25 protein-coding genes, 1 tRNA gene and 1 pseudogene are annotated in these 26,934 nt (G+C 69.3%); 23 read left to right on the forward strand and 4 right to left on the reverse strand.

All coding sequences use genetic code 11. The annotated features are described in order from the left end of the window. The 4 genes from H7965_RS30465 to H7965_RS23685 form a co-directional block, all read left to right on the forward strand. Positions 1-483: hypothetical protein (locus H7965_RS30465; RefSeq protein WP_222440776.1), on the forward strand; the 483-nt coding region annotated here is incomplete at its 5' end. After that, a complete protein-coding gene (gene pglZ, locus H7965_RS23675; protein WP_186773045.1) occupies positions 480-2,765 on the forward strand; it encodes a BREX-1 system phosphatase PglZ type B in 2,286 nt (761 codons plus the stop codon). The genes H7965_RS30465 and pglZ, both read left to right, overlap by 4 nt. 2 nt (positions 2,766-2,767) lie before the next feature. Then, a complete protein-coding gene (gene brxL, locus H7965_RS23680; protein ID WP_186773046.1) occupies positions 2,768-4,816 on the forward strand; it encodes a BREX system Lon protease-like protein BrxL in 2,049 nt (682 codons plus the stop codon). 4 nt (positions 4,817-4,820) lie between these two features. Further along, on the forward strand, positions 4,821-5,006 hold the full coding sequence (locus tag H7965_RS23685; protein ID WP_186773047.1) for a hypothetical protein: 186 nt from the start codon (positions 4,821-4,823) through the stop codon (positions 5,004-5,006). A gap of 825 nt (positions 5,007-5,831) precedes the next feature. On the opposite strand, the gene flgF is transcribed toward H7965_RS23685, so the two are convergent. Beyond that, the gene (flgF, locus tag H7965_RS23690) at positions 5,832-6,572 is read right to left on the reverse strand and encodes a flagellar basal-body rod protein FlgF (RefSeq protein ID WP_186773048.1); all 741 of its coding nucleotides are present in this window, start codon (positions 6,570-6,572) and stop codon (positions 5,832-5,834) included. A gap of 228 nt (positions 6,573-6,800) precedes the next feature. Between flgF and H7965_RS23695 the strand changes: the two genes are divergently transcribed. The 12 genes from H7965_RS23695 (at position 6,801) to H7965_RS23750 (ending at position 17,394) form a co-directional block, all read left to right on the forward strand. Next, positions 6,801-7,316: a flagellar basal body-associated FliL family protein gene (locus H7965_RS23695; protein WP_186773049.1), complete on the forward strand. Its 516-nt coding sequence runs from the start codon at positions 6,801-6,803 to the stop codon at positions 7,314-7,316. Then, positions 7,313-8,380, forward strand: coding sequence for a flagellar motor switch protein FliM (gene fliM, locus H7965_RS23700; protein ID WP_186773050.1), 1,068 nt, complete (start codon positions 7,313-7,315; stop codon positions 8,378-8,380). Before H7965_RS23695 ends, fliM begins: the two co-directional genes overlap by 4 nt. A 4-nt stretch (positions 8,381-8,384) precedes the next feature. Further along, positions 8,385-8,804, forward strand: coding sequence for a DUF6468 domain-containing protein (locus H7965_RS23705; protein ID WP_186773051.1), 420 nt, complete (start codon positions 8,385-8,387; stop codon positions 8,802-8,804). Beyond that, the gene (locus H7965_RS23710; protein WP_186773052.1) at positions 8,804-9,415 is read left to right on the forward strand and encodes a MotE family protein; all 612 of its coding nucleotides are present in this window, start codon (positions 8,804-8,806) and stop codon (positions 9,413-9,415) included. The genes H7965_RS23705 and H7965_RS23710 overlap by 1 nt, the downstream gene beginning before the upstream one ends. A 25-nt stretch (positions 9,416-9,440) precedes the next feature. Beyond that, a complete protein-coding gene (locus H7965_RS23715; RefSeq protein WP_186773053.1) occupies positions 9,441-9,827 on the forward strand; it encodes a chemotaxis response regulator CheY in 387 nt (128 codons plus the stop codon). After that, entirely contained in the window at positions 9,820-10,416 is a 597-nt protein-coding gene (locus tag H7965_RS23720; protein ID WP_186773054.1) for a protein phosphatase CheZ, read from the forward strand. Before H7965_RS23715 ends, H7965_RS23720 begins: the two co-directional genes overlap by 8 nt. Next, entirely contained in the window at positions 10,416-13,340 is a 2,925-nt protein-coding gene (locus H7965_RS23725; protein ID WP_186773055.1) for a hypothetical protein, read from the forward strand. Before H7965_RS23720 ends, H7965_RS23725 begins: the two co-directional genes overlap by 1 nt. Positions 13,341-13,497: 157 nt before the next feature. After that, positions 13,498-13,953 (forward strand): adenosylmethionine decarboxylase, encoded by a 456-nt coding sequence (gene speD, locus H7965_RS23730; RefSeq protein ID WP_186773056.1) that lies wholly within the window; start codon positions 13,498-13,500, stop codon positions 13,951-13,953. A gap of 71 nt (positions 13,954-14,024) precedes the next feature. Next, on the forward strand, positions 14,025-14,891 hold the full coding sequence (gene speE / locus H7965_RS23735; protein ID WP_186773057.1) for a polyamine aminopropyltransferase: 867 nt from the start codon (positions 14,025-14,027) through the stop codon (positions 14,889-14,891). A 284-nt stretch (positions 14,892-15,175) separates the two neighbouring features. After that, the gene (locus H7965_RS23740) at positions 15,176-15,805 is read left to right on the forward strand and encodes a glutathione S-transferase family protein (protein WP_186773058.1); all 630 of its coding nucleotides are present in this window, start codon (positions 15,176-15,178) and stop codon (positions 15,803-15,805) included. Positions 15,806-15,885: 80 nt separating this feature from the next. Next, positions 15,886-15,978, forward strand: a tRNA-Ser gene (locus H7965_RS23745). A gap of 159 nt (positions 15,979-16,137) precedes the next feature. Beyond that, the gene (locus H7965_RS23750; RefSeq protein ID WP_186773059.1) at positions 16,138-17,394 is read left to right on the forward strand and encodes a tyrosine-type recombinase/integrase; all 1,257 of its coding nucleotides are present in this window, start codon (positions 16,138-16,140) and stop codon (positions 17,392-17,394) included. A 330-nt stretch (positions 17,395-17,724) separates the two neighbouring features. Here H7965_RS23750 and H7965_RS23755 read toward each other — a convergent pair whose 3' ends face one another. The 3 genes from H7965_RS23755 to H7965_RS23765 form a co-directional block, all read right to left on the reverse strand. Then, entirely contained in the window at positions 17,725-17,967 is a 243-nt protein-coding gene (locus H7965_RS23755; protein ID WP_186773060.1) for a DUF3072 domain-containing protein, read from the reverse strand. A 944-nt stretch (positions 17,968-18,911) separates the two neighbouring features. After that, entirely contained in the window at positions 18,912-19,745 is an 834-nt protein-coding gene (locus tag H7965_RS23760; protein WP_222440774.1) for a class I SAM-dependent methyltransferase, read from the reverse strand. Between the two features lie 667 nt (positions 19,746-20,412). Beyond that, positions 20,413-20,658, reverse strand: a complete 246-nt coding sequence (locus tag H7965_RS23765) for a helix-turn-helix domain-containing protein (RefSeq protein ID WP_186773061.1) — start codon at positions 20,656-20,658, stop codon at positions 20,413-20,415. Positions 20,659-21,446: 788 nt separating this feature from the next. Here H7965_RS23765 and H7965_RS23770 point away from each other — a divergent pair. The 7 genes and pseudogenes from H7965_RS23770 to H7965_RS23800 all read left to right on the forward strand — a co-directional run. After that, positions 21,447-22,046 carry a hypothetical protein gene (locus H7965_RS23770; protein ID WP_186773062.1) on the forward strand — a complete coding sequence of 200 codons (600 nt, stop codon included), beginning with the start codon at positions 21,447-21,449 and terminating at the stop codon, positions 22,044-22,046. Between the two features lie 97 nt (positions 22,047-22,143). Continuing rightward, positions 22,144-22,377: a helix-turn-helix domain-containing protein gene (locus H7965_RS23775; RefSeq protein WP_186773063.1), complete on the forward strand. Its 234-nt coding sequence runs from the start codon at positions 22,144-22,146 to the stop codon at positions 22,375-22,377. A gap of 221 nt (positions 22,378-22,598) precedes the next feature. Then, positions 22,599-22,745, forward strand: coding sequence for a hypothetical protein (locus tag H7965_RS23780; protein ID WP_186773064.1), 147 nt, complete (start codon positions 22,599-22,601; stop codon positions 22,743-22,745). Next, positions 22,742-23,257, forward strand: a complete 516-nt coding sequence (locus H7965_RS23785; protein WP_186773065.1) for a hypothetical protein — start codon at positions 22,742-22,744, stop codon at positions 23,255-23,257. Before H7965_RS23780 ends, H7965_RS23785 begins: the two co-directional genes overlap by 4 nt. Then, positions 23,254-24,279, forward strand: a complete 1,026-nt coding sequence (locus tag H7965_RS23790; protein WP_186773066.1) for a hypothetical protein — start codon at positions 23,254-23,256, stop codon at positions 24,277-24,279. Before H7965_RS23785 ends, H7965_RS23790 begins: the two co-directional genes overlap by 4 nt. After that, a complete protein-coding gene (locus H7965_RS23795; RefSeq protein ID WP_186773067.1) occupies positions 24,276-25,808 on the forward strand; it encodes a DUF3631 domain-containing protein in 1,533 nt (510 codons plus the stop codon). Before H7965_RS23790 ends, H7965_RS23795 begins: the two co-directional genes overlap by 4 nt. 506 nt (positions 25,809-26,314) lie before the next feature. Beyond that, positions 26,315-26,425: pseudogene (locus H7965_RS23800) on the forward strand (transposase); the annotation flags it as partial. Positions 26,426-26,934: the final 509 nt, after the last annotated feature.

Genomic DNA, 26,934 nt, shown 5'->3' on the forward strand with positions numbered 1-26,934 from the left:
CCGGGCGTCCAAAGACTGGAAGATGCCGCAGAGGGAGTGGAGCGCTGCCAAGGCGCAGTTCGCCATTCTCTTCCAGGACCGATTTGCCATCACCTGACCAACGCCGTCCCACACAAAATTCCTGACAGTCTCCTGCAACTGCGCCAGCGCCTCGTCGCCATCCTCAACGGGGAGAAGCCCTACGACATCTTCGTGCGTTGGAAACCCCTTGGTGGCCAGCCTATCGGATGGGAGCCTGACCTCGACGATGGTGTGCGCCTCAACATCAGACCCTTCATCAAGGCGGGCGTGCTCCGGGAGATACCGAAGGGCATCAACTGGAACAAGGATCGGGGCACCGACCCGCCGTCTGCCCCCTGGTACCACCTCGGTCCGCTAGTGACGGACAAGGACGGTAGGCCCGGCAAGCCCGGCGACCGCATCAACGACCACCACCTGACGCTCACCGAGAAGCGTGCGGCGCGGCAGAAGGCGGCGGAATGACGACGCCGCTTGACGCCCTCGTTGCCTCGCTTCGTGATGGCGCCGCTTACAACCCGGCTGCCGAGGCAGCGCCGGAGGCGGTGGTATGGTGCGACGCGGCGGGTGAATTCGCATCCGTGCTCCCCGCACTGCGTGCCCGGGTGCCGAGTCTACTGACCTTCGGGGACTACGACCCGGCGACGCGCACCGGCCCCGCCCTCTGGCTACGCGCTGCCGCGGCGCGGCAGGTGCCGGGGATCGACTGGCCGCAGGGAGAACCGCCGGTCATCTACCTGCCCGGCCATGGCCGTGAGGTGCTGCGCGGCGCCGAGGACTGCCCGGCCGACCTCGCCCCGCTTGTCTGGTTCGCCGTGGCGGGCACGTTCTTCGGCCAGCCGAAGCAGGCACGCGACTGGACGCTGCGCGGGTTCCTTGCCGCGCATGGCAGCCCCGTCCGCCTCGACATCCCTGAGGACAAGGCGACGCGCGAGGCCCTGGCCCGCGCCGCGAGCCGTCTGTTCGCCGAGCCCGTGGAGGCCCTGCGTGGCAGGCGCTTGACCGCCGCGGAACTCGACGCCCTGCTGGCGCCGGACCCGATGGGCGACATGCTGCGCTGGATGGATGGCGCCCTGACGCCCGACACCGACCTGGGACGCTTCGATGCCTTCGCCGCGCTGGCCACCAAGCAGTTGGGCTTCGATCCTCGGAAGAAGTCCCCGCAAGACGCGGCCGCCCGCCTCGCCTCGAAGGAGAAGGGCTGGGCCAAGGTCTGGGAACGGTTCGAGCAGTCCGGTGGCGGTCACGAGGGGGTGGTGGGACTGCTGGCCCGCGAGGAGCCTCAAGACCTGCTCGCCGTCCCGGACACCTACCCGGCCGAGAACGACCGGCGGGAAGCCACGCTGCGCTCGGGGCTGCTGGCCCTCGCGGACAAGCCGAGCGGCGAGGCGCGGCAGGCGATCCGGCACCTCGAAGGCGACCACGCGTGGCGGCGGACGACGGTCTGGGCGAAACGCGGCAAGGCCCGGCTGGCGCAGGCGCTGGCGCACCTCTCCGCTGTCGCCGCGGCCGCCCCGCTGCCTGGGCACGATCCCGCAGCGATGGCGGAGGCGTACGCGGTCGAGGGCTGGAAGGCCGACGCGGCCGCGCTGGCGGCGCTCGATTTCGTCCGCGGCGGCGAGGACCGGGAAGCCGTCATGGCGGCGCTGCGCGCCGTCTATCTGCCGTGGCTCGACGAAGGTGCAACGACGTTGCAGGCGCTGGCCGTCAACGGGAAGGTCACCTTCGCCCGGCCCGAGGCGCCCGTCCCGCCGCCCTCCAAGCGTGCGGTGCTCCTGTTCGTGGACGGGCTGCGCATGGACCTCGCGCACCGCCTCGCCGCGCTGCTGCGGGAGGGCGGCGCTACCGTCGAGGCGGGCTGGCGCTGGTCCGGCTTTCCAACTGTGACGGCGACCTGCAAGGCCCTGGTCAGCCCCGCAGCGGGCGTGCTCTCGGCTGGGCCGCCTGAGACGCTGCTGCCGAGCTTCGAGGGCAGGGCCGCCGCGAAGCCGGTCCTCATGAAGGCCATCGAGAGCTTGGGCTGGTCCTGCTCAGACTCCCTGCTCGCCGACGGGGCGCTCTGGCAGGAGGTCGGGCGCTTCGACGAGGAGGGACACGCTCTTGGGGCGCGGCTCGCCGAGCGGGTCGCCGACGGGATCGCCGAGGTGGCCGATGTGGCACTTCGCCTCGCGCGGCAGGGACGCCCTGTGCGGATCGTGACCGACCACGGCTGGCTCCTCATGCCGGGCGGGCTTCCACAGGCGGAGTTGGCTGTCGGGCTGGTTGCGCCCTCCGGCAAGGCCAACCGCGTCGCGCTGCTCAAGGAGGGTGCTCCGTCCGGCTACCCGCGTCTGCCCTGGACGTGGGACAGTTCCGTGCTGCTGGCCACCCCGACCGGCGCGCGTGCCTTCTACGCCGGTACGGAGTACGCCCACGGCGGCGTCAGCCCGCAGGAGTGCGTCCTGCCCGTCCTCGACGTGGCAGCCGAGGGCGCGGCACCCGCCATGACGCTGACGGCGCGCTGGCGCAAGCTGATGGTGAAGGTCCACGCCGAGGGCGGGGCGGGCCTGATGGCCGATGTACGGCTCGGCACGGACACCTCGGGCGCGAGCGCCCTGGTGACCGGACCGAGGGCGCTCGACGACGCCGGGGAGGCGAACCTGGGGGTGGACATGGACCACGAGGGGCAGACGGTGTGTGTCGTGATCTACCGCGCCGAGGCACCCAAGGACGTGGTGGCGAAGCTGGTGACGAAGGCCGGGGGCTGAGCGTGGAACTCGACGACCTCGACCACAAGGCCGCCGAAGCCTTCGCTGGCCACGTGGTGCGGAAAGACCTCGTGCGGCGCTTTCGAGGCCAGTTCCCGGTGCCGACCTACGTGGTCGAGTTCATGCTGGGCCGCTACTGCGCCAGCACCGACCCCGCCGAGATCGAGGACGGCGCGGAGATGGTCCGCGAGCAGTTGACCGCACGAACCGTCCGAGCGGGCGAGGAGGAGTTGTTCAAGGCGCGGGCGCGCGAGAAGGGCAGCGTCCGCCTGATCGAAATCGTGACCGCGCGCCTCGACGCCAAGACCGACAGCTACCTCGTCACGCTGCCCTCGCTGCGCCTGACCGACGTGCGCATCGGCGACCGCTTCGTGCGCGAGCACGAGCGGATGCTGACCGGCGGCTTCTACGCCGAGATCGATCTCGGTTACGACGCTACGATCGCCCAGGAGAAGGGCGGGCGGCCTTTCGAGGTGGTCGGGCTGCGGGAAATCCAACTCTCGACGCGCGACATCCTCGACCGGATCGCCGAAGGTCGGCAGGCGCTGTCCACGGCCGAGTGGAAGGACATGCTTCTGCGTAGCGTCGGCTTGGAGCCCGCGGCGCTGACCCCGCGCGCCCGAGACGTGACGCTGCTCCGCATGGTTCCATTCGTCGAGAGCAACTACAACATGGTGGAACTCGGGCCGCGGGGCACGGGCAAGAGCCACCTGTTCCAGCAGGTCAGCCCCTACGCGCACCTCGTCTCTGGCGGCAAGGCGACGGTGGCGCGCATGTTCGTCAATATGGCGAACGGCCAGCGCGGCCTCGTCTGCCAGTACGACGTGGTGTGCTTCGATGAGGTGTCCGGCGTCTCCTTCGACCAGAAGGACGGTGTGAACATTATGAAGGGCTACATGGAGTCGGGCGAGTTCTCGCGCGGCCGCGAGAGCATCCGCGCCGAGGGCTCGATCGTGCTGGTCGGCAACTTCGACGTGGACGTGCAGCACCAGCAGCGCGTTGGCCACCTGTTCGGCCCGCTGCCGCCGGAAATGCGCAATGACACCGCCTTCATGGACCGCATCCACGCCTACCTGCCGGGCTGGGACATCCCGAAGGTCAGCCGGGCGGTGTTCACCGACCACTTCGGGCTGGTCAGCGACGTACTGGCCGAGGGCTTCTCCCGGCTCCGGTCGCAGTCCCGTGCAGGTGTCATGCAGGGCCGGGTGCACCTGGGCGGCGCGCTGTCGGGGCGCGACACCAACGCGGTTACCAAGACGGTCTCCGGCCTGCTCAAGCTCCTGTACCCGGACTCGGAGCAGCCCGTCCCGGACGACGACCTCGAATGGGCGGTTCGTCTTGCGTTGGAATCCCGCCGTCGCGTGAAGGAGCAGCAGAAGCGGATCGGCAGCGCCGAGTTCCGCAACACCCAGTTCTCCTACGGCATTGGCCTCGACGGCGTGGAGAAGTTTGTGGCCACCCCGGAACTCCAATCGGAGGACAGCATCGGTGCCGACCCGCTGCCGCACGGGCAAGTCTGGGCCTTGGGGCCCGGTGGCCAGGACGAGGGCGTGGGCCTCTACCGGATCGAAGTGAGCGAGGGACCTGGGGGCGGTGTCCGCATCCTGAACCAGTCACCGCCCGCACCCTTTCGGGAGAGCGTCCGCATCGCCGGGCAGAATCTGTACGCCCGAGGCCAGGAGTTGGTTGGCGACAGGAACCCGCGCGAGCACGAGTTCACCGTCCAGTTGCGTGCCTTCGATGCATCAAAGTCGGCCGACCACACCGGGATGCCGGTGTTGGTCGCGCTGGCCAGCGCCCTCCTGGGCAGATCGCTCAGGGGAGGGATGGCGGTGGTCGGCGGGCTGAACCTCGGGGGCTCGGTCGAGCCCGTCCACAATCCCATCGACGTGGTGGAGCATGCGATGTCGAAGGGGGCGGCGACGGTGCTGATGCCCGTCTCGGCCCGCCGCGCCCTGGTGGACCTGTCCGACGACGTGGCGACGAAGGTGCAGGTGCTGTTTTACGCGGACGCGGCGGACGCGCTTCGGAAGGCGCTGCACGAAGGATGAGTTCATGAGCGGCAGCATCGGCAGAGGACGTACCATCCGCATTTTCCTTGCCGACGGCTCGCCGAACGGCGTCCTCACGGCCGAGATCATGAATTGGATTGGCAAGGTGGTGGTCGCACCCAGGGCGCGCCTGCCCGACCTCGTGGCGCGCGCCGAAGTTGGTCGGACCGGGGTGTACGTCCCAAGGTGAAACTACAAAGCGTAATTTCGGCTTCCACCTCCGGACTCTTTGTGCAATCGGACCTGATTGTGTGCAGCGATGCGGTGTGACTGGTCAAACCGCGGGACATCTTGCGCCCATAGATGAGGCCGAATTTCATGGCGGTTATCACCATCCATCCCTCCGCCACCCGTACCCCAGCGCAGTCGTCCGAGCCCTCGCAGCAGCCACTGGAACGCGAACTTTGCGAACTCCGCGCCCAGATTGACGGCCTCTTTGCGCAAGGCATCTACGCGATGATGGGACCCGTGGGCGGCGCCGGATCGTCTATGGTCTCGGCTCCGACACCTTCGTCCGGACGGACGAGCGCGAGGCCCACAGTCCGCGAAACGCGCACACCGAAAGGGGTACCACCCGGGGACGAAGCGTTGACACGCGCAACGGCGGCCGTCTGGACCGGTAGGAGCGCGAAGACACTGGCGAACTGGGCCGCGACTTGGAAAGGCAGCAAACGTGGCCTCGGCCCCCAACCCTACGGCGGGAGAGGTGGCGTGTGGTACCTCCGCTCCGAATGTGAAGACTGGGTGCGCGCGCAGAGGCAAGGAGCGACCGTGGCCAGCATCGCTGCTTCTCGCGCAGGCACCGATGACGTGAATACGTTGCGACCGAACCCGCCGCCCCGGCGCGGGCCGGGGCGCCCTCTCAAAAGCAGGTGAATGGCTACAAGTGTGGCTAACTCCGGGCCATCCGGTGAAAAAATGCCCAATGTCAGGGACATAGCAAGCCGATAAGTGTTCTGGGCCAGCATCCCGGTGCCGGCGATCTGCAGGGCGCGCATCGGTCAGGGCCTTTCGGTTAGCTGCGGCGGCGCAGGATGCGGTCGACAGCGGTCTGCAGCCGCTCGCCCTCGCGCTCGGCGAATTGGGCGGCGAGCTGGAATTCGCGCAGCTCCTCGGTCATCCGCACCATCTCCAGCACCGGGCGGACGTTGCTGCCCTCCATCGCGCCCTGGACGAGGTGCGGCCGCGCCACCGGCTGCGGATCCTCCTCGGCGGCGAACAGCCGGTCGCCCTCCGGGCGCAGCCGTTGCGGATCCTCGAAGCGGATGACGCGCAGCCGGCCGACCACACCATTTTCGCTGCGGATGGTGCCGTCGCCCTGAATCTCGATGCGGCTGTCGCCGGGGGCGAAGGTGATGGGGCTGCCGCGCTCGTCCAGCACCGCATTGCCCTCGGCGTCCACCAGCTTGCCGGTCTGGTCCAGGGTGAAGCGGCCGGCGCGGGTGAAGCGCTCGCCGCGCGGCGTCTCGACGGCGAAAAAGCCCTCGCCACGGATCGCGACGTCCAGCGGGTTGCTGGTGGTGGTCAGCGGTCCGGGCACGGTGTCACGCCAGGTGGCGCGGTCGATGCTGTAGGTGACGCTGCGGCCGCCAGGAGGCGCCTGGGCCAGCGGGTCGGTCTGCAGGTAGCGGGCGAAGATGGCGCGCTGCGCCTGGTAGCCCGGGGTATTGGCATTGGCCAGGTTGTTGGCCAGCACCGCCGAGCCGCGCAATTGGGATCCGAGGCGCGAGAGGATGACGTAGCCGGGCGTGTCCATGGGCGGTCTCCGGGGCGGCGCCATCCTGGCGCGGGGCACGGAACGGGCAGGGCAACCGGCGTGCCAGCCGCAGGCCGCAAGACCTTGTGCCGCAGCCCGGCCGGCCCTGCCGCCAGCGGCATTTCCTGCCGGCCGGGCGGCTGGCCCTGCCGGTTTCGGCGTGCCGCCGCAAGGCTTCCTTAAGGCCCCGTCGCGCAAGGTCAGCCGGTATCGGACCACGGGCGGGACATGACAAAGGCGGAGACAGCGGAGGCCAAGCCGAAGGGCGGGAAGGGCAGGCGTGTCCTGCTGCTGGCGGTGCCGCTGGTTCTGGCCGGCGCCGCTGCCGGGCTGTGGTTCACCGGCATCCTGCCCGGGCTGCTCGGCCTGAACCCCCCGGCCGCGGCGGCACCGGCCGGCACCGCCCCGTCATCCGACGGCGCGCCCGCCGCAGCCCGGCCGGCGATCTACTTCGACATGCCGGACATCGTCGCCAACCTCAACGCCACCGGGCGGCGGTCCAGCTACATCAAGCTGCGCAGCAAGCTGGAGATCACCCGGGCCGAGGACGCGGCGCTGCTGCAGGCGGCGATGCCGCGGCTGCTTGACCTCTTCACCACCTATCTGCGGGAGATGCGGCCAGAGGAGCTGCGCGGCAGTGCCGGCACGCAACGGCTGCGGGAGGAGCTGATCGCCCGCGCCAGCACCGCCGCGGCGCCCGCCCGCGTCACCGATGTGCTGTTCATCGAGCTGCTGCTGCAATGAGCGACACCCCGCAGGAGGAGGAAGACCTCGCCGCCGCCTGGGGCGCCGCGCTGGACGCCGAAGGCACGCCCGAGGACGAGGCGCCGGTCGGTCCCGACGCGGCGCGGGTGCTGAACCAAGCGGAGATCGACAGCCTCCTGGGTTTCAGCGCCGGCCCGGCCGAGAGCGGCGAGAAGACTGGCATCGAGCGCATCGTCAGCGCCGGGCTGGTCTCCTACGAACGTCTGCCGATGCTGGAGATCGTGTTCGACCGGCTGGTCCGCATCATGTCCACCAGCCTGCGGAACTTCACCTCGGACAATGTCGAGGTCTCGATCGACAGCATCGTCTCGCTGCGCTTCGGCGACTACCTGAACAGCGTGCCGCTGCCGGCGATGCTGGCGGTGTTCAAGGTCGATGAATGGGACAATTACGGCCTGCTGGTGGTCGACTCGGCGCTGATCTACTCGGTGGTGGACGTCTTGCTGGGTGGCCGCCGCGGCACCGCGGCCATGCGCATCGAGGGCCGGCCCTACACCACCATCGAGCGCACGCTGGTGGAGCGGCTGATCACCGTGGTGCTGCAGGACCTGTCGGACGCCTTCAGCCCGCTCTCGCCGGCCAGCTTCCGCTTCGAACGGCTGGAGGTGAATCCGCGCTTCGCCGCCATCTCCCGCCTCTCCAACGCCTGCATCCTGTCGCGGCTGCGGGTCGACATGGAGGATCGCGGCGGCAAGATCGAGCTGCTGCTGCCCTATGCGACATTGGAGCCGGTGCGCGAGTTGCTGCTGCAGCAGTTCATGGGCGAGAAATTCGGCCGCGACAGCATCTGGGAAACCCATCTGGCCGAGGAGCTGAGGCATACGGAGCTGGCGATGGATGTGGTGCTGGACGAGCAGACCATGCCGCTCGCCGCCATCATGTCGCTGAAGCCCGGCGACCGCATCGCCCTCAATGCCGTGCCGGGCGCGCCGGTGATGCTGCGCTGCGGCGACATCCCCTTGTTCGAGGCCGAGCTGGGTCGGCGGGAAAGCCGCCTCGCCGTGAAGATCGGCCGCGAGCTCCGCCGTCGGCAGGAGGCTTGAGGCGATGCCCTGGCTGGAGACCGGACTGGACCTGCTGGTGCTGCTGCTGCTCGGCGCCACCTTGCCCTGCGCGCTGCGGTTGGAACGCGCGCTGCGCGCCGCCCGCGGCGACCGCGCCGCGCTGGAGGGCAGCGCCGCCGGGCTCGGTGAGGCGACGCGGCTGGCCGAGGCGGCCTCGATCCGACTGCGCGCCACCGCCGAGGGCGCGGGCCGGCAACTCGCCGAGAAGCTCGCCGCCGCCGAGCCGCTGCGCGACGACCTGCGTTACCTGGTGGAACGCGCCGAGGCGATGGCCGACCGGCTGGAGGTACTGGTGCGCGCGGCGCGGCCGATGGCCAGCGAGGCTGCCGCCCCGGCCGAGGCCGGCGCCGTCCGCAGTCAGGCGGAGCGCGACCTTCTGCGCGCGCTCAGGACGGTTCGCTGATGCGCATCCGGCTGCTGCCCGCGGTGATCGGGGCCATGGTGCTGTTGCTGACGGCGAAGCTGGCCGGGCTGCTGCTGCCCGGGCATCCGCCGGCGGCGGCCGGGCTGGTGCCGGCGGCGCAGGCCAGCGCCCCGTCGCAGCCGCAGCCGCAGCCGCAGCAGCGTATGCTGCCCTCGGCCCCACCGACCGAGCTAACCCCGGAGCAGCGCAGCGAACGGGCGCTGCTGGAAGGGCTGCGCGCCCGTCGCATCGAGCTCGACGCGCGTGAGCAGGCGGCGGCGGCGCGGGAGATGGTGTTGGCCGCCGCCGAGCGCCGGCTGGCCCAGCGGATCGAGGAGCTGACAGCGCTGCAGCAACGGCTCCAGGCCGCCGAGCGCAACGGCTCGGAGCGCGAGGAGGCTGGCTGGCGGCAGCTGGTGAAGCTCTACGAGGGCATGCGGCCACGTGACGCGGCGACGATCTTCGACGAACTCGACCTGCCCGTGCTGGTCCAGCTGGTGGACCGGATGCGGGAGGCGAAGGCCGCGCCGGTGCTCGGCGCCATGAAGCCGGAGCGGGCCCGGCTGCTGACCGGCGAACTGGCCCGGCACCGCGCGCGGCCGGCGAACTGACCCGAGGCGACAGAGGAGAGCGAAGATGGCGCTGGACAAGAACACCAACGTGCTGATCGTCGATGACTACAAGACCATGCTGCGGATCATCCGCAACCTGCTGAAGCAGCTCGACTTCAACAATGTCGAGGAAGCGACCGACGGGCAGGAGGCGCTGGCCAAGCTGCGCGCCGGGCAATTCGGCCTGGTGATCAGCGACTGGAACATGCAGCCGATGACCGGGCTCGACCTGCTGAAGGAGGTGCGCGCCGATGCGCGGCTGAAGGAAACCCCCTTCATCATGATCACCGCCGAGAGCAAGACCGAGAACGTGGTCGCCGCCAAGGCCGCCGGCGTGTCGAACTACATCGTCAAGCCGTTCAACGCCGAGACGCTGCGCGACAAGATCGAGAAGGTGATGGCGCATGCCTGACGGCGACAACAGCCCCGACCGGATCGAGGCGGCGGTGCGCGCCGTGCTCGGCACCCTCTCGGGCGACCTCAGCGTGACCGAGACGGCGCTGCTGGCCGAGCTGGAAGGGCTGGGCCGCGAGGTGGCGCGCGCCAAGTCGGAGATCGCCGCGCTGCGGGTCGACGACATCAACGCCAGCCACATCCCGACCGCGACCGACGAGCTCGATGCGGTGGTGGAGCACACCGCAACGGCGACCAATGAGATCCTCGACAGCTGCGAGACGCTGGAGGGGCTGCAATCGCACCTTGCCGGCGAGCAGGCGGAGGCGCTGGCCGGCGCGGTCACCCGCATCTATGAGGCCTGCAGCTTCCAGGACATCACCGGCCAGCGCATCGGCAAGGTGGTCGCGGCGCTGAAGTCGATCGAGCGGCGGGTGGCGGCGGTGACGCATGCCTTCGGTCGCCAGGGCGAGCCCGGGCCGGCGGCGGCCACAGAGGCCGAGGCGCCGCCGCAGACCGAAGGCCAAAAGCTGGCCAACGGCCCGCAGCTGCCCGGTGGCGGCACCTCCCAGCAGGAGATCGACCGGCTGCTGGCGAGCTTCGACTGATGCGGGGCCGGTCGGCTGCGGCCGCGCTGCTGGCGGTGGTGCTCGGGCTGCTGCCGGTGGCCGGCGCGGCGGAGCCTGCCCGGGTGGCGGTGCGGGTCGGCGACCACCCGGGGCATGGGCGGATCGTCTTCGACTGGCCCGCGCCGCCGGCCTTCACCCAGGAACGGCAGGGCGACCGGCTGCTGCTGCGCTTTCCGCCCGGCAGCGCAGTGGATCTCGCCGGCGCCCGTCGGCCGCCGCGCAACATCGCCGGTGTGGCGCAGGAGGAGGGGGCCATCGGCATCACCCTCCGCCCCGGGGCGCGGCCGCGGGTCTTCCGGCTGGGCAGCCGGATCGTGGTGGATGCGCTGGACCCGGCGCCGGCGGCCGCCACGGCACCGCCGGCGGCCGAGCGCTCCGCGCCGCTTGCCGGCGGGCCAGGGCGGGGCCGCCGGGCCGCGCGCCGTGCCGCCGTCCCCGTCGTCGCGGCGCCGCCCGCTCCGGTCGCTGCCCCGCTACCGATGGTCGCCATGGCCGAGCTTCTGCCGCCTGGCGCGATCATGCCCGGCCCGGCCGCCCCCGATCCCGTGCCGGCCAGCGCCTCGCCGCCCATCCTGGCGGCGCCGGCCGCCGTACCCGCCCTGCCGCCAACCGCCGCGGCTCTGCCGGTGCGCCTGCTCGCCCAGCCCGGGCGCGACCGCGGCATCCTGCTGCCCTATCCGGCCGGCACCGGCGCGGTGCTGCTGCGGCGCGGTGAGACGATGCTGCTGGCCGTCGACGATGTGACGCCGCTGAACCTCGCCGCGCTGCGACACGACCCGGTATTCGGCGGGCTGGAGGCCGAGGCGGTGCCAGGCGGCATGCTGCTGCGCCTGCCGCTGGCCCCCCCCGCCGCGCTGCGGGCCCGGCGCGAGCCGAGGGGCTGGGTGCTGGAAGCGCATCGCCCGGCGGAGCTGCGCGACACAACAACCGGCAGCCGCCCGATGGTGTTGGCGGCCGAGGGTGATCCAGCCAGCCGACTCGCCATCCATGCTGCCCAACCAACCCGGGTGCTGACGGTGACCGATCCCGAAAGCGGCATGCCGTTGCTGCTCGGCCTGGTTGCCGCGGCCGGCCAGGCGATGCCGGTGCCGCGCCGGCTACCCGAACTGGACCTGCCGGAGACGCTGCTCGGCGTGGCGGTGCTGGCACGGGCCGATCGGGTGGTGCTGCGGGCCGGGGCGGACCGCTTTATCCTCGGCGCCGTCGGGGCACGGCTCGCGCTCGATGGCGCGGCGGCGCAGCCGGCCGCAGCGCCGGCAATGACCCGAGCCTTCGACGTTCCCACCTTGCCACCGGCGCAGCTGCTGGAACGGGTACGCTCCTTGCAAGCCAGCACGGCGGCGATGCCGCCGCTCACCCGCGCGCCCCAGCGGCGCGCCGCCGCCGAGGCGCTGCTGGCGCTCGGCCTGCCGCAGGAAGCCCAGGCGATGGTCGCGCTCGGCATGGCCGAGTCGCCTTCTGCCGCGGCCGATCCGGCGATGCGGGCGCTGGCCGGCGCTGCCGCGCTGCTCGCCGGGCGGCTGGCGGAAGCCGACCCGCTGCGCGACGCGGCGCTGCCCGAAAGCGATGAGCTGACCTTCTGGCGGGCGGCGCTGGCGGCGGCACTCGGCAACCCGGGGGCGGCGGCGCCAGGGCTCGCGGCCACCCTGCCTCTGCTGCTCGACTACCCAGCGGCGCTGCGGGCACGGCTGCTGCCGCCGGTTGCCCTCGCCCTGGCCGAGGCCGGCGTCGTCGCACCCCTGCAGCGGCTGCTGGCCGCGGCGCCGCCGGGGCTCGACCTCAGCCTGGCGCGGGCGGTGCTCGCCGAGGTGCTGGGCCGGCCGGAGGAGGCGCTGGCCGGCTACGACCGGATCGCCGCGGGACGCGACCGGCAGGCGCGGGCCCGGGCGCTGCGCCGCGCAGTGGAGTTGCGCCTGGCGATCGGCCAGTTGGAGCCCGCGGCGGCGGCACGCGCGCTGGAGACGGCACTCTACGCCTGGCGTGGCGATGAGGAGGAGCTGGCGGCGCGGCTGCGCTTGGCCGAGCTGCGCCGCCTCGCCGGCGACCCGCGCGGCGCCATGGCGCTGCTGCGGGAGACGGAGCCGCTGTTCCCCGAGGGCGCGGCGGCGCTGCGGGCCGGAATTTCGGGCGCCTTCGTGGCGGCGCTGGAAGGCGAGTCGCCGCTCGCCGCCGTGGCGATGTTCGACGCCTATCCCGAGCTGCTGCCGCCGGGCGAGGCCAGTGAGCAGGCGGTGCTGCTGCTGGCCGGAAGGTTGATGGCGCTGGAGCTGACCGACCGCGCCGCGGTGCTGCTGCGCCAGGCGACGGAGCGTGCCACCGGGGCGCAGCGCGCCTCGCTTGGGATGCGGCTGGCGTCGCTGCGGCTTGGTGAGGGCGATGCCGCCGGCGCGCTGGCGGCGCTGGAGCAGAGCGCGGTGGCCGAGGTGCCGGCGCCGCTGCGCCGTAGCCGCACGATCCTGCAGGCGCAGGCGGAGGCCCGCAGCGGCCGGTTCTCGGATGCGCGCGATCTGCTGCGCCCGCTTGGCGCCGAGGCGCAGGAGCCGCTGGCCGAACTGCTGGTGGAGGCGCAGGACTGGCCCGGTGCGGCAGCAGCGCTCGGGGCGCATCTGCGCGACTCCATCCCGCCATTGCCGGCGCCGCTTGATGAACCGCAGCAGCGGCTGCTGCTGCGCCAGGCGGCAATTCTGGCGCTGGCAGGCGATGAGGCCGGGGCGGCGGCGGTGCGTGCCGAATATGCGCCGCGGCTGCCGGACGGGCCCATCTCCGAGGCCTTCGGCGCGCTTACCGCCGATCCGATGCGCGGCCTGACCGACTTGCCGCGGCTGCAACAGGAACTTCAAGTCTTCCGGTCATTGCCGCGTCGACTGGAGGCATTTCGGGCGGGTACGTCCCTCACGCGATGAGTCCCGCGTCTGACGCGGGGGTGGGCGGCAAAATTTTCGGCCATGAGGGGAAGTTTTCGCTTGCGCGAGGGGGGCGCGTGCCTCATATCCCGCAGCCGTTGACCTGATCGATCCTGATCACCCTGGTCATCTACTGGTGGGAATAGGAGCCCGCATAATGGACGCTCTTCTCCAACTGGGGATGGTCTCGGAGTTGCTCCCGAGCGAAGCCCAGAATACTGAAACCTCGGCGAGCGAGGCCAAGGATTATTTCGTCAGCCGCGACGGCGTGAAATTCGCCGGCACGCATCTGATCATCGATCTGTGGGATGCCACCAACCTCGGTGACCCGGAGCATATCGACCAGGTGCTGCGCGAGGCGGCGATCGCTACCGGTGCGACCATTCTGCATGGGCACTTCCATCACTTCGGCCCCGGCAGCGGTGTGTCGGGCGTGCTGGTGCTGGCGGAAAGCCATGTGTCGATCCACACCTGGCCGGAGCGGGACTATGCCGCGCTGGACATCTTCGTCTGCGGCGCCTGCAACCCCTATCTCGCCATTCCGGTGCTGAAGAAGGGGTTTCAGCCGGGCAACATCCAGTTGTCCGAGCACAAGCGCGGCCTGATCGGCTGACACGAAATCGGGCGTGAAGAATCCGGGGCGGGGCCTTAGGGTCCCGCCCTTCTTCGTTTAAGGGGGCCGCGATGGCGACCGATTCTTGGGTGAACGAGACGCTCTACAGCGCCTGGGGGCAGCGCTTCCTGGTGAAGCGCGAGCTGGCCCGGGTGCAGAGCCAATTCCAGGACATCATGGTGTTCGAGAGCCATACCCATGGAAGGGTGATGCTGCTCGACGGCGTGGTGCAGATCACCGAGGCGGATGAGTTCGTCTACCAGGAGATGCTGACCCATGTGCCGCTGCTGGCGCATGGCGCCGCGACGCGGGTGCTGATCATCGGCGCCGGCGACGGTGGCGTGCTGCGGCGGGTGCTGCAACACCGCAATGTCGAGCGCGCCGTCATGGTGGAGATCGACGGCGAGGTGATCCGGCTGGCGAAGGAGCACCTGCCCGGCATCGCCGGCGATGCCTGGAATGATCCGCGCGCCGAGGTGATCGTCGGCGATGGCATCGACTACGTGCGGCAGGCGGCCTCCGGCAGTTTCGACGTGGTGATCGTTGACAGCACCGACCCGATTGGCGTCGGCGAGGTGCTGTTCACTGACGAGTTCTACGCCAACAGCGCCCGGCTGCTGAGTGGCCGTGGGCTGATCGTGAACCAGTGCGGCGTGCCTTTCATGCAGGCCGACGAGCTGCGCGACACCAACGCCCGCCGAGCCAAGGCCTTCCCCGATACCCATGCCTATGTGGCGGCGGTGCCGACCTATGTCGGCGGGTTCATGACTTTGGGCTGGGCGGCGAAGGATGCCTCGCTGCGCCAGGTGCCAGTGGAGGAGATCCGTCAGCGGGCGCAGGCGGCGGGCGTGCTCGGCACCACTCGCTACTGGACGCCGGAGATCCACGCCGGTGCCTTTAACCTGCCACCCTATATCGCCAAGGCGCTGGCGGGCTAGCACCCTTTGGATTTCCGCCTGGGTTGAGATCGGCAGAGCTGAGGGCATGACGCCGTTTATGCCTTTTAGCTGCGATCAGGCCTTTCTGCCGCCGCCCGACGCGAGGGACCGGCTGCCAGCGGACGGCGTGGCGCACTTCATGCTGGGGGTGGTGGAACGAATGCCGCTGGGCGGCCTGGAGCGTACATCCGCTCTGCCAAGAGCGGCCTACAGTGGATTGGCGTTCAGACATGAACGCAATCCGCTGTAGGGTCGCGGCCGAGAAATGCCAAGCGGAGTCCCCGATGATTGAATTCTGGACCTGGAACACCCCGAACGGCCGCAAGATCAGCGTGGCGCTGGAGGAGATGGGCCTGCCCTACACGGTGAAGCCGGTCGATATCAGCAAGGGCCAGCAGTTCAACCCGGAATTCCTCGCCTTCAGCCCGAATAATCGCATCCCCGCGATCATCGATCCCGATGGGCCGGGCGGCAGGCCGATCACCGTCTTCGAAAGCGGCGCCATCCTGCTGTATCTGGCGGAGAAGACCGGCCGCTTCATGCCTGCGGAACTGCGGGCGCGGGTGCCGGTGCTGGAATGGTTGATGTGGCAGATGGGCGGCTTCGGGCCGATGCCTGGCCAAGTGCACCACTTCCTGATGCAGCCGGACGGGCCGGCCAAGGACTACGGCTTCAACCGCTACCACGCCGAGACGAAGCGGCTGTACGGCGTGCTCGACCGGCGGCTGGCGGGGCGGGCGTATGTGGCGACCGAGGGCGAGCCCAGCATCGCCGATTTCGCCATTCTCGGCTGGGCCTGGCGGCATGAGCGGCACCAGGTGCCGTTCGACGAGTTGCCGAATGTCGCCGCCTGGTACGCTCGGATGATGGCGAGGCCGGCCACGGCGCGAGGTTTCGAGGTGGCACTGTCCTGACGGCGCAGGCTTGGTTTGACGGCCCGCGCACCGGCCTGTATGAGCGGCGTTGCATACGTCGTGGGCTGTACCACACCTGCGGAGGGGTGGCCGAGTGGCTGAAGGCGACGGTTTGCTAAACCGTTATAGGGGGTCAACCTCTATCGTGGGTTCGAATCCCATCCCCTCCGCCATAGACCCTTCCGCACCTGTCCGGCAGCGTCCACACTATCCCCCTAAAACCTAGCTTCTCTGCCAGTTCCAGCCCGCGGCTTGTCCGTAGGTTTCCGGCGTTGACCGGTATCGTTCGCGCTCGGTAATGTGGGTTCCAACGTGGGGTTGGGAACCCAGTTATGCCGAAGCGGGTCGCACCCCTCACCGCCGCCGAGGTGAAGGCGCTCTGGACCAAGGGCCAACCCTGGCGACATGCGGATGGTGGTGGCCTCTACCTGGTCGTCACCGGCCCGAAGCGGGCCTGGTGGATGCTTCGCTATGCGCTGGCCGGCAAGCAGCGCGAGATGGGTCTCGGCGCCGCGGATCCTGACGGCCGCAACGGCTACACCCTCGCTGCGGCCCGGGAGCGCGCCGCCGAGCAGAGGAAGCACCTGCGGGCGGGGACCGATCCCCTGGAGCATCGCCGCGCCGCTGAGGCGGCTGCCGAGCGTGCTGCTGGTGCTCTCCGGACCTTCCGGGAATGCGCCGAGGCGTTCCTTGCGGAGAAGGGGCCGGAATGGCGCAATGCAAAGCACCGGGCGCAATGGGGCGCCACGCTGGCGACCTACGCCTATCCGACGATCGGATCGCTCCCGGTGATGAGTATTGGCCTCGATGAGGTCAAGCGCGTCCTGTCGCCCATCTGGACGTTGAAGCCGGAGACGGCTGCACGGGTGAGGGGACGCATGGAGGCGGTGCTCGACTTTGCGGCGGTCCATGGCTGGCGGGAGGGGCCGAACCCGGCGCGGTGGAAGGGCAACCTGTCCCTCTCCGGCCTGCCCTCGCGTGCCAAGGTGGTTCCGGTCGAGCGTCACCCCGCACTGCCTTGGCCGGATGTCGGTGCCTTCATGGCCGATCTGCGGGCCCAGCGTAGCACCAGCGCCCGAGCCCTGGAGTTCCTGATCCTGACCGCGGCCCGCACCGGCGAGATCATCGGCGCCCGATGGTCGGAGATCGATCTGGCCGCTGCCCTCTGGACGGTGCCGCGGGATCGGATGAAGGCTGGCAGGGAGCATCGCGTGCCGCTCTCCGAGCCGGCGCTGGCGGTGCTGCGCGAGGTGCGGCCGCTCTGTCCTGAGGATGTCGACGGCTACCTGTTCCCCGGTCAGGGGCAGGGCAACCCGCTATCCGGCATGACGATGTTGAAGTTGCTGGGTCGGATGGGCAGGCGCGACATCACGCCCCATGGGTTCCGCAGCACCTTTCGCGATTGGGCCGGCGAGGCCACCGGGCACCCGGGCGATGTGGTCGAGATGGCGTTGGCGCATGCGGTGGCGAACAAGGTGGAGGCCGCCTACCGCCGCGGTGACCTGTTCGCCAAGCGGCGGCACCTCATGGACGACTGGGCGACATACTGCGGTAGCGCGAAGGGAGAGGGGTCAAACACCCCCGGCTGAGCCCGTCCCATACCCTTCTCTTTCCCTGCCAGGGGTGTTTTTGCCGTAACACCGTCACACCCTAGGACTTACCTCAAAAACCGCAGATTTCGAGCCGTAACGCGAAATGGCAGCGTTACGGCTCTCGATGAGGCTGTAAGCCGCCGAAAATCTGGCTTGTGACGGTGTGACGGATGAATTGGGCGGGATTCGGTAATGCTCTATTTGCGAGGGCAGCCGGCGAACCAGTGATGACGCTGCCGGCGGCCCTGAAGACGCGCGAGGCGATGGCCGTGAGCCCTCGCTGGCGGGCGATCGAGGAAGGACAACCCGTCTGTCTTCGGGATCCTGCTACCGCCCGCGGCCGGTCTTCTCCTGTAGGGCGTCGATCTGGCGGGACGCCTCGGCCTTGGTTAGTCCAGGATCGAATTCCTCGCCGGCCTCTTCGGATAGTGTCTTGAGGTAGCTTGCCTGGGCACCAGTCATGCGCTCCTCGCCGGTGGTCCAGTCGTCCGGGTCCTTGACGGTGTTGGAGCCGGGCTCCGGGTCACGCTTGGGGTTTTCGGAGTGCTGATCCTGGCTGGACTTGGTCATGCGGCGGAACTCCGTGTCGATTGCGGGTGTTCGCCTAACGTTCAGGGTGGCACAGCGTTGCAGCCTGGGCAGACCGTCTCTGGCACGATCGACATCCGTCCTGGCGACTTGGTGCTCCCACCGGATCACCCAAAGCATCGGTACGGTGCGGAAGGTGCTTTCGGCTCTCCCTCCGATGGGGCTGTTCATAGTGATGGTCAGCGGCTCTGTGCTTGAGAGGTGCTCAGAGCAATCCTCTCTGCCGCACCGGGGCGTCTGGTCCCATACCTTCCACCGTTACCCGGATTGGCCAGCCTCGAATGCCGCAGGCGGTGCAGCGCATCCGAAGGCTGGCTTCGTAGCAGGTCAGGCGCTCATAGCGCCGGGCGAGGGACACAGCAGAGATCGAGGCCCTACGGTCGCACGCACGACACCAGATATCGAGGCGGCACAGCCCGCGGGCGAGATGCGCAATCGTCGTCTCGAAGGCCAGGATGGGGTCGCTGCCTGGGGCCAGGGTTGGATTGAGCATTACCTGCCCATCAACCGCCTCCGCCGCGCCGGTCGGCGGTCAGGATTGCCTCTCGCCTCGGCCACCGGATCATCGATCAAGTCCACCGTCGCTGGTGGCGTGCCGCATCTCTTGCACCGAAGGCGCCGCACCACATCACCCAACAGCACTTCGCCTCCATGCCGGCGTGCTATCAGACGTAGCGGATAGTGCACCGTTTTGCATTGGCAGACGATTTCCAGCCACCAGCCATCAAGGTCTGCGATGGTCTCCATAATGAAGAACATAAACGGAACACAACGAGAGCGGCAAGACGGTTAGGGGCGGGTGTAATCTTCGCCTTGGCATACTTGGCTCCACCGAGCACAGCGCGCCGCACCTCACTAAGCAGGGGCCGCAGTGCCTCCCAGCGGGCATCGGTCAGAGCCATTCTCGCCTCCCGTTTCCGTAGGTCCTACCGAGTGCCGAGGACGGCCCAAGCGGTGGCGGCGAAGGAACGCGGCCCGTCCGGGTCGCCGGACAGATAGGCCGCGCGCACCGCGTCGGCGATCACCCGCTGCCGCTCGGGCGACAGGGTGCGGAAGAAGGAGCCGAACTGCCCGCTGCGGGTCAGCGCGCCCCAGAAGTCGTCGATGCCCGCGTAGTCCATCCGGATCGTCAGCGAGCCGTCCCGCACCCCAGACAGCCCCGCCCCACGCCAGAGCGCAGCGAGATCGCCAAGGCGCACGCCGGGAGCGCGCTGCACCCGTTCGCGCCACGCCGCGGCGACCGGGTCGAGCGCGGCCGCCGTGTCGGCCACCAGCCGATGGTAAACCGCCCCGCCCCGGAAGTCCCAGGCAGTGGCCGCCACCGTAGCGCCTGGCCGAGCCACGCGCGCCATCTCGCGCGCCGCGAGCGCCCCGTCGGGGACGAACATGAGCACCAGCGAAGAGAGCACGAGGTCGAACGCGCCATCCGGGTAGGGCAGCGCGCAGGCGTCGCCGTGCTCGAAGCGGACGCGGCCCGGCTCGGGGTTCACCGCCCGGGCGTGGGCGAGGAGCGGCTCAGCGATGTCGCAGCCGACCACCTCGGCCCGCGGGTACCGCCCGGCGGCGGCAAAGGTCAGGCTGCCGGTGCCGCAGCCCACGTCGAGCACCCGGCCGCCGTTCTCCGGCGCCCCGCCCGCGAAATCGAGCAGCAGCGGAGCCAAAAGCCGGCTCCAGCGGCCCATGCTCCAATTGTAATCGTCCGCAGTGAGCGGGCCGAAAGTGCTCGCCCCGGTCCCGCCACCGGCCGCCGTGTCGGTCATCGCTGTGCCACCTCTGCCCCATTCCTGCCGGGTCCACGCTGCATCGCCGCGCCCCGTTCTCAGGACGATGAGGATGGCGGTAGGCAAGGTTCAAGAGTTAACCGGTCCTGTCCCGTTTTGGGTCACGGATCCGATCGTGCCCCCGCTCTGGGCTAATGCTCCAACGGAGCCATGCACGGTGGTGATGTAGACGGGGCGTTCGGCATCGCTACGTGCAGCCATCGCGGTACGCGCGGCGGCTACGACCTCCACAGCCACCGCATCCACGTGTCTGAGGGCGGTTGCAATAGCGGCCTCAATCTGCCGATCGAATTCCTGGAACGTAGGCCCGAAGAGCGCCTTTTGCCGTAGCGTGCCAAGCGCCGCCGCGCCCGGCTACGTCGGCCATAGCGCGGAGATTCGTGCCCAGCGCCCGCGCCAGTGATCCCAGCAATGCATGCTCGGTGCTTGCAAGGTCAGAGGTGACCCACGATGCGCGCTGCACGCGCAAATCCGGTGCTAGCATTTCGGCGGAGGCTCGGGCCTCCTCCACGAAAACGCGCGACACGCTCGCCGGCGTCCGCGGCGGCAAAAACCACCCTTTCAACTGCTTTCACCAAGTTGCGCTCGCGGAAGGCGAGCCCCGCCGAGGCGGCTTGTTCAATTCCTTAGAGGAAACCCGGGACGCTCATGTATCGCCCTTCCGCAGCCGCACACCGGCCCCACCGCCGTTCTCAGCGATAAACTCCACACCGGCCGCCTCCAGAGCGGAGCGGATCGCCGCGAGGCTTGCACGGATAGGCTCGCGCCGACCGGCCTCAAAATCTTTGATCGTGCTCAAGGATACGCCAGCACCTTCGGCAAGGCGCGACTGCGACCAATCGACCAGCGCCCTGCCGGCCCGAACCTGCTGAGGCAGTAGCGCCGACTGCATCTCTTCTCCAACTAAAATGGTTGACGTTGCAATTCTACTCAACCAATATCGTTGGCGCCAGCGAAAAGCGGCGGTCGGGCTGGAGAGCTAGGAGCCTCCGGCCCAGCCTCACCACGACCGAGCAGAGAGCGCCCGACACAATGGTTAACGTCCAATCTACCACCGCCACGCCCGGCGGTGAGCCCCGACGTACGCCCTCGCGCCGCGGCATCCTCGCTGGTCTCCGTGCCAGTGGCGCTAAATCGGTGGTCGCGTCCTGCACCCCCGCCCCGACTTTCGCGGCCGCCGATCCTGACGCGGCCCTAATCGCTATGGCGACAGACTTGGCGGATGTTCAGTTAGTCGGATGGCTGCTGCGCCGCATCGATGCTGACATGGGCCGCGCGGTAGCCGAGCGGGTGCGAGAGCAGTCCATCATCGCGGCCGACAGCTTCGACGCCACGCGGCATACACTCCTAGACCGCCACAACACGCGCCGCCGGGCATGAGCGCCAACCTCTGGCGCCCTCGGCCAGCAGTAGAGCGCGCAATGAATGTCAGCGCACTCAGCGACCAGTGCGCTATGCTGCAAATCGGTGGGGCTAGGTTTGGCCGCCGAACGCCCGGACCTCTGCAACGGGCCGCCCCACCGACACCTTTGCAGGGACGCGCAGCAGAGGCGCGACGATATGACCTTGCCACCCCTGAGATTGCCGGGGCTCGACCCAAAGGCTGGCCTTTCGCTGGCGAGCGCCTCCACCTGGTACGCGTGCGATCAAAAGATGGCTGCCCGCGTAGGAGGGTTAGCTATGCGTTCGCAGTTCAAGCCGCTTTCCGATCTGGAGAAGCGGTTCCTTGGCGACGAAGCAGACGAGCGAGAGGCGTTGGTCCTAACCAAGCGCGAGCGCGCGGAGCTGGATGGTCTCAGAAAGATTTTGCGCGAGGAGTTGCGTTGGCGTCTATGTGCGGGCCAACTCATCGCGCGTGGTTTCATCGCCGAGCGCCCCGAGCCTGTGACATTGCCGCCGCAGTGGTGGCGCGGTGCTCAGCTGGATGTGCTGGCGAACACGGCGACGGCGCCTGGCCTGACGGTTTCGGTCGTTTTCGTCTACCCGGCCGAGGCAGATCAAGTGCGGGCAGAGCGGAGCACAGAAGCTTCCGAACCAGAGCCCGATGCCGCCTCGCGTACAACACGTCGCAAGGGTGGCCGCCCACCCACTCACAACTGGCGCCCGTTCCAAAGGGAAGTGACGCGAGTAATGACGACCGACGGGGGCAGCATCACCCGGTACCAGCTACGGAAGCACATGAAGGACTGGGCCACAATGAATATGGACCCGCTACCCGACGAGCGGACGGTCGAGCGAGAGATCGACGAACTTGTCTCGCCGGACCTTACGCCGGACTGAGTTGCGCCGGGTTGCGCCGGGTTGCGCCGAGCGTTTTGGGCACGACAACGTCATACCTCTCCGCACACGGACACCCGTGGAACCTTGCGGAGGCTCTATGACAAACCTGGACCACATCAACCGCCAGCCGCCCGCAGTAACCGCGGCACTGGCCTATACGGTTGCTGATCTTCAGCGGGTTGCGCGCATTGGCAAATCGAAGACCTATGAGCTCTTGGCCGCCGGCGACTTGCGCGCCGTGAAGGCTGGCGGCCGAACGCTGATCCTCGCTGACAGTCTGCGCGATTATCTGGCGCGACTGCCCGTCGTGCAGTCGAAGAAGGTCGCCTGAAACACGTAACCCGCCGCGGCGAACCGGGCGGGCTACGAAAACTGCGACAGTGGACACTCGACACCCCGCTGATAGCAGCTTCAGGCCCTGCATTCCAGTCCCGTCGCGGCTCTTCCCCGAAAGAGACGCACAACGTGCACACCAAATCCCTTGACACCCTCCGCCTTCAGCATGGCGCCGAACACCTCCACCGCTGTGGAGCCCGGGCCCTGGCCGAGTTCTTGGCCGAACTGTCCGGCCGCGCTGGCGGCATGCCGGCCACCATGGCCCTGCTGAATGAGTACCAGCAGCGCCTCGACCCGCGGCTCCTCCGCGCCGCAGGTGGCGACCGTGTTTCCCGCCGTCAGCTCGCGGCGGTGCCGCGGTGAGGCATCCCGGAACCCACCAAGGCGATCCGTTCTACCGCCTGACGGCGGACAAGATCGCCGAACTGATCGCCCGGGCCGAGCAATGTGGCATGGGGCACCAGGTGCCGCTGCTACGCGCCTTGGGGGCCAACCGCACCGTCGTGCTCTATGTGGAGCGTGGCGCGACGGCGTTGGCCCTTGCTGCGGTCGAGGCGTCGCGCAAGCCGGTGGTAATCGTCATCCACGACGACGACCACGCGACCAGCGGGCCGACCGGCTTCCCGATCGCCCGCAAGGCGCTGCGCTGGGCGAGGGCGCACATCATCCACGGCACAGGCGGCGAGCCCTGGCACTACGGCGCTGCCGTCGAGATGGCGCTCTCGGAAGGCTCCTGCGCGGTGTGTGAGACCAGCTCGGCGATGGTCCCGGCCTGGGCCGATCTCGCCCGCCGGGCTGCGATGCCGCGCCGCGCACCCGGCTTCGTGCTGCTGCCGCGGACCGGCGCGCACCCGGTCGTGGGGAGGGTGCATTGATCTCCATCCCCGTCTCCGGCCCCTGCGGCCTGACCATCGCGCAGGCACGACACCGCCGCCTGGCGAAGCTGATCCGTCCGGATGGCATCACGGGCTACGACAGTGCGCGGACCATCGACCTGCACCCGCGGCCGGTGGCGGATCTGGCTGCACTGCACCGGTTGCTGGTGCAGCTCTCGGCCCGGCCCGACTGCTGCATTCTCCGCGGCGCGCCGTTGGACCCTGCCCGGGTCCGTGGCGTGCGGCGGCTCCTGCACCCCGATCCCGAGACCGGGGAGGTGCCGTCGCTGCGTGAGGTGCCGCGGCGATGGATCGCGCTGGACCTGGACGGGCTGCCCATGCCCGCCGGCACCGACCCCTGCGACCTGGCGGCCTGCGCCCGTGCCGTGCTGCCACTGCTGCCTGCCGCCTTCCGTGACGCGGCCCTGATCGTCCAAGCGACGGCCACGCACGGCATCAAACCGGGGGCCCGCCTGCGGCTCTGGGCCTGGCTCTCGCGCCCACTCACCGGTGCCGAGTGCAAGCGCTGGCTCCGGCTGGCGCCAGTGGATCCCGCTGTCTTCCGGACTGTCCAGCCGATCTATGTCGCGGCGCCGATCTTCGACGCTGGCGCCCTGGACCCGCTGCCCCAAAGGCTGCTGCTCTTGCAGGGCCAGCGGGAAACTGTCGAGGCTCCGGACGCGACCACCTTGGCGGCGCCGCCTCCACGCCCTGCCGCGACGCCTCGACCACTGCCGGACGCTTCTCGCGCCGGCCGTTATGCCCTGGTCGCGCTGTCCCGTGCCGCCGCAGCCATCACGCGCGGCGACGGCGGCCGGCACATGGTGGCGCTGCGCGAGGCCATGTCGCTGGCCCGGCTGATCCGGGCCGGCCTGCTGTCAGAGACGGAGGTGACGCGCGCAATCGACGGCGCCTTGCAGGTACCAGAGCGGAACACCGCAATCACCGAGGCGGCCGATGTCGTCGCCTGGGCCATGCAACACGCGGCCGAGCGACCGCTTCCCGAAGGAGTGCGGCCATGAGCGAGACCCGCGACCGTGCCGCCGAGGCGCTGGAGATCGCACGCCTGTCAGCGCTCGATCCGATGGAGTACGACCGTCAGCGGCAAGCCGCCGCCGAACGGCTCGGCGTCCGTGTCAGCGTTCTGGACGAAGCCGTCCAGGGTGCCAGGCCGAAGCCTGAAGCGGCGGACGGCCGCGGCGTCGCCCTGGCGCAGGTCGAGCCGTGGCACGATCCAGTGGACGCGGCGGCGATGCTCCACGATCTCGCTGCCGCCATCGAACGGCACGTCATTCTTCCAGCCAGTGCCATCGACTGCTGCACGCTCTGGATCGCCCACACATGGGTGCACGAGCGGTTCCAGCACTCGCCACGCCTGTCCGTCACCAGCCCGGTCAAGCGGTGTGGCAAGTCCACCCTTCTCGACGTGCTGCGCGCCACCAGTCATCGGCCTCTCAAAGCGGACAACATCTCCGCCTCCGGCGTGTTCCGCACCGTCGAAGCGCTGCGCCCGCTGACGCTGTTGGTTGACGAGGCGGACACCTTCCTCGGCGACAACGAGGAGCTGCGCGGCATCCTCAACAGTGGCTTCGAGCGGTCCGGCGAGGTGATCCGCGTTGTCGAGGTGAAGGACGAATGGCAGCCGATCCGCTTCGCCACCTTTGCTCCCGTGGCGCTGGCCGGCATTGGTACCCTGCCTGGCACGCTGGAGGACCGGGCGGTGCCGATCGTCCTGCAGCGCAAGGCAGCAGCCGAGGTGGTGGTGAAGCTGCGCAGCCCTGGCGCCCGCGCTGCGCTCCACACCATCACCCGTAAGCTGGCTCGCTGGGCAGCCGACCGCGCAGCGCGCCTGCCCATGGACCCGCCCATCCCGGATGCCCTCGGCGACCGCGAGGGCGACATCTCGGTCCCACTGCTGGCCGTCGCCGATGATGCCGGCGGCGAATGGCCGCGCCGTGCCCGTGAGGCGTTGCTGAGCGTGTTCGGGCTCCGTACCGCAGCGGAGGGCACGATGGAAAGCGGGGCGCTGCTGCTACGAGACATCAAGTTGCTCTTCGCCGAGACCTCCTCGCTGCGGATGCCGAGTGCCGACATCGTGCGGCGGCTCGGCGAAATGGAGGAACGACCCTGGCCGGAGTGGCGGGGCGGAAAGCCCATGACCGCACCGCAGCTCGCTCGTGCTCTGAACCCGTTTGGCGTGCGGCCGGCGACCATCCGCTTCGGCGTCGATACCGCGAAGGGATACTACCGCGAGGCCTTCGATGAGGCGTGGAGCCGCTACCTCCCGAGCGAAAACCCCATCTCCCCGGTTTCCGAGCCGTCACAACGTCACAAGCCAGGAAACTCTAGGGCTTCCGGCCAAGATCAATCCGTAACTCCTGATTTTGCGTTACGGATCGAAAATCGGCTGAAACCCGTAGATGACCTGGGTTGTGACGGTGTTACGGCTCCAGCGGGGGTGGCAGGGGGAGAAGAGGACGTGGAAGCCGTGGATGAGTGGTTGAGCGGCAACCCGGTGCTCGATCCCGCAGAAGCTGCGGCGTGGCCCTGACTGCCTCTGGCACTCGCCGCCTCGGTGCCCACGGCAGTTGCCCATGATGCCGGCCCAGGGGGAGGGGGGGGCTAAAAGTCTAGCCCCCTCCGTCCCCGGGACCGCGCCCCAGGCGCTTTCTCGCGTCCACAATATAGAGGCTCACGGGGCGGCGCCGATGACACGCTGGCGCACACGATCCGCGACAAGGCGCAGGCAGCATATGAGCGCGGCGACAAGCTAGCAAAGCGGCGGAAGATGATGGAGGCATGGGCCGCCTATTGCGGCCGGGCTGCTGCGGTGGGCGACAGCAGGGTGGTTGCGCTGGGCGTGGCGGCTGGGTGATCAGAGGATGCGTTTTTGCCCGCGTCGGGTCACTCCCACCTAACCCGGATCATTCACGGCGGCGGTGACGCGCGTCCCCTGGCTGGCGCGCGGCTCGCGCCGTGGTTGTGCGGGCGAGCGGGATCGGCGCCGGTCCTGTTGGCCGGGGTTCAGGTGCGGATCGCGGGGTTGACGGGTTGCGACGAGGGTTTCGGCAGTTCCTGCTCCGCGGCTTTGAGAAGGTGAAACACGAATGGGCGCTGGTCTGCACCGCCCATAACCTCACCAAGCTCGCCAGGGCAGCCGCCGCCTGATGCACGGCGGGCGCGCCGGCGAGGAATACCGCTCCGCCCTAGCGGCGGTCAGTCCGAAATGCGGTTACCAGGACGCGCTCCTAGGAACCTGAGAGATCGGTAGATGCCGGCCCGCCACTAGGACCGCTCCCACTACCCCGCGGTAAGCCGGCAAATCTGGCGAAAGGTAAAGGCCAGCGCTGCATGTCGGTAGAGTGTCAGGGAGGTGCCGTCGCACCGCTCCGCCTGTCACGCTGCATGCCGCGGCCAGTGCGGGAAATCACGTCGCCGGAGCGCAGGACGCAGCAGCAGAAGGCCGAATGGTAATGCGCGGCATCGAGGCGCGCGAGTGTCGGCGAAGTGTCAGAAATCCGCAGGTTCAGCCGGGATCCTGGGGCAAATAGGTCGTGTCCCATCGCATGGTGTAGTAGCGATGGTCCTCGGCGGGTTGGGCCGCCGGGTCAGGTTGTCACGGCGGACAGGCTGACTGAGGGATTGTCGCTGACGGTGCCGATGGTTTCCAGCGTCAT

It is taken from the genome of Siccirubricoccus deserti, assembly GCF_014283215.1.
In the GTDB taxonomy this organism is placed as follows: domain Bacteria; phylum Pseudomonadota; class Alphaproteobacteria; order Acetobacterales; family Acetobacteraceae; genus Siccirubricoccus; species Siccirubricoccus deserti.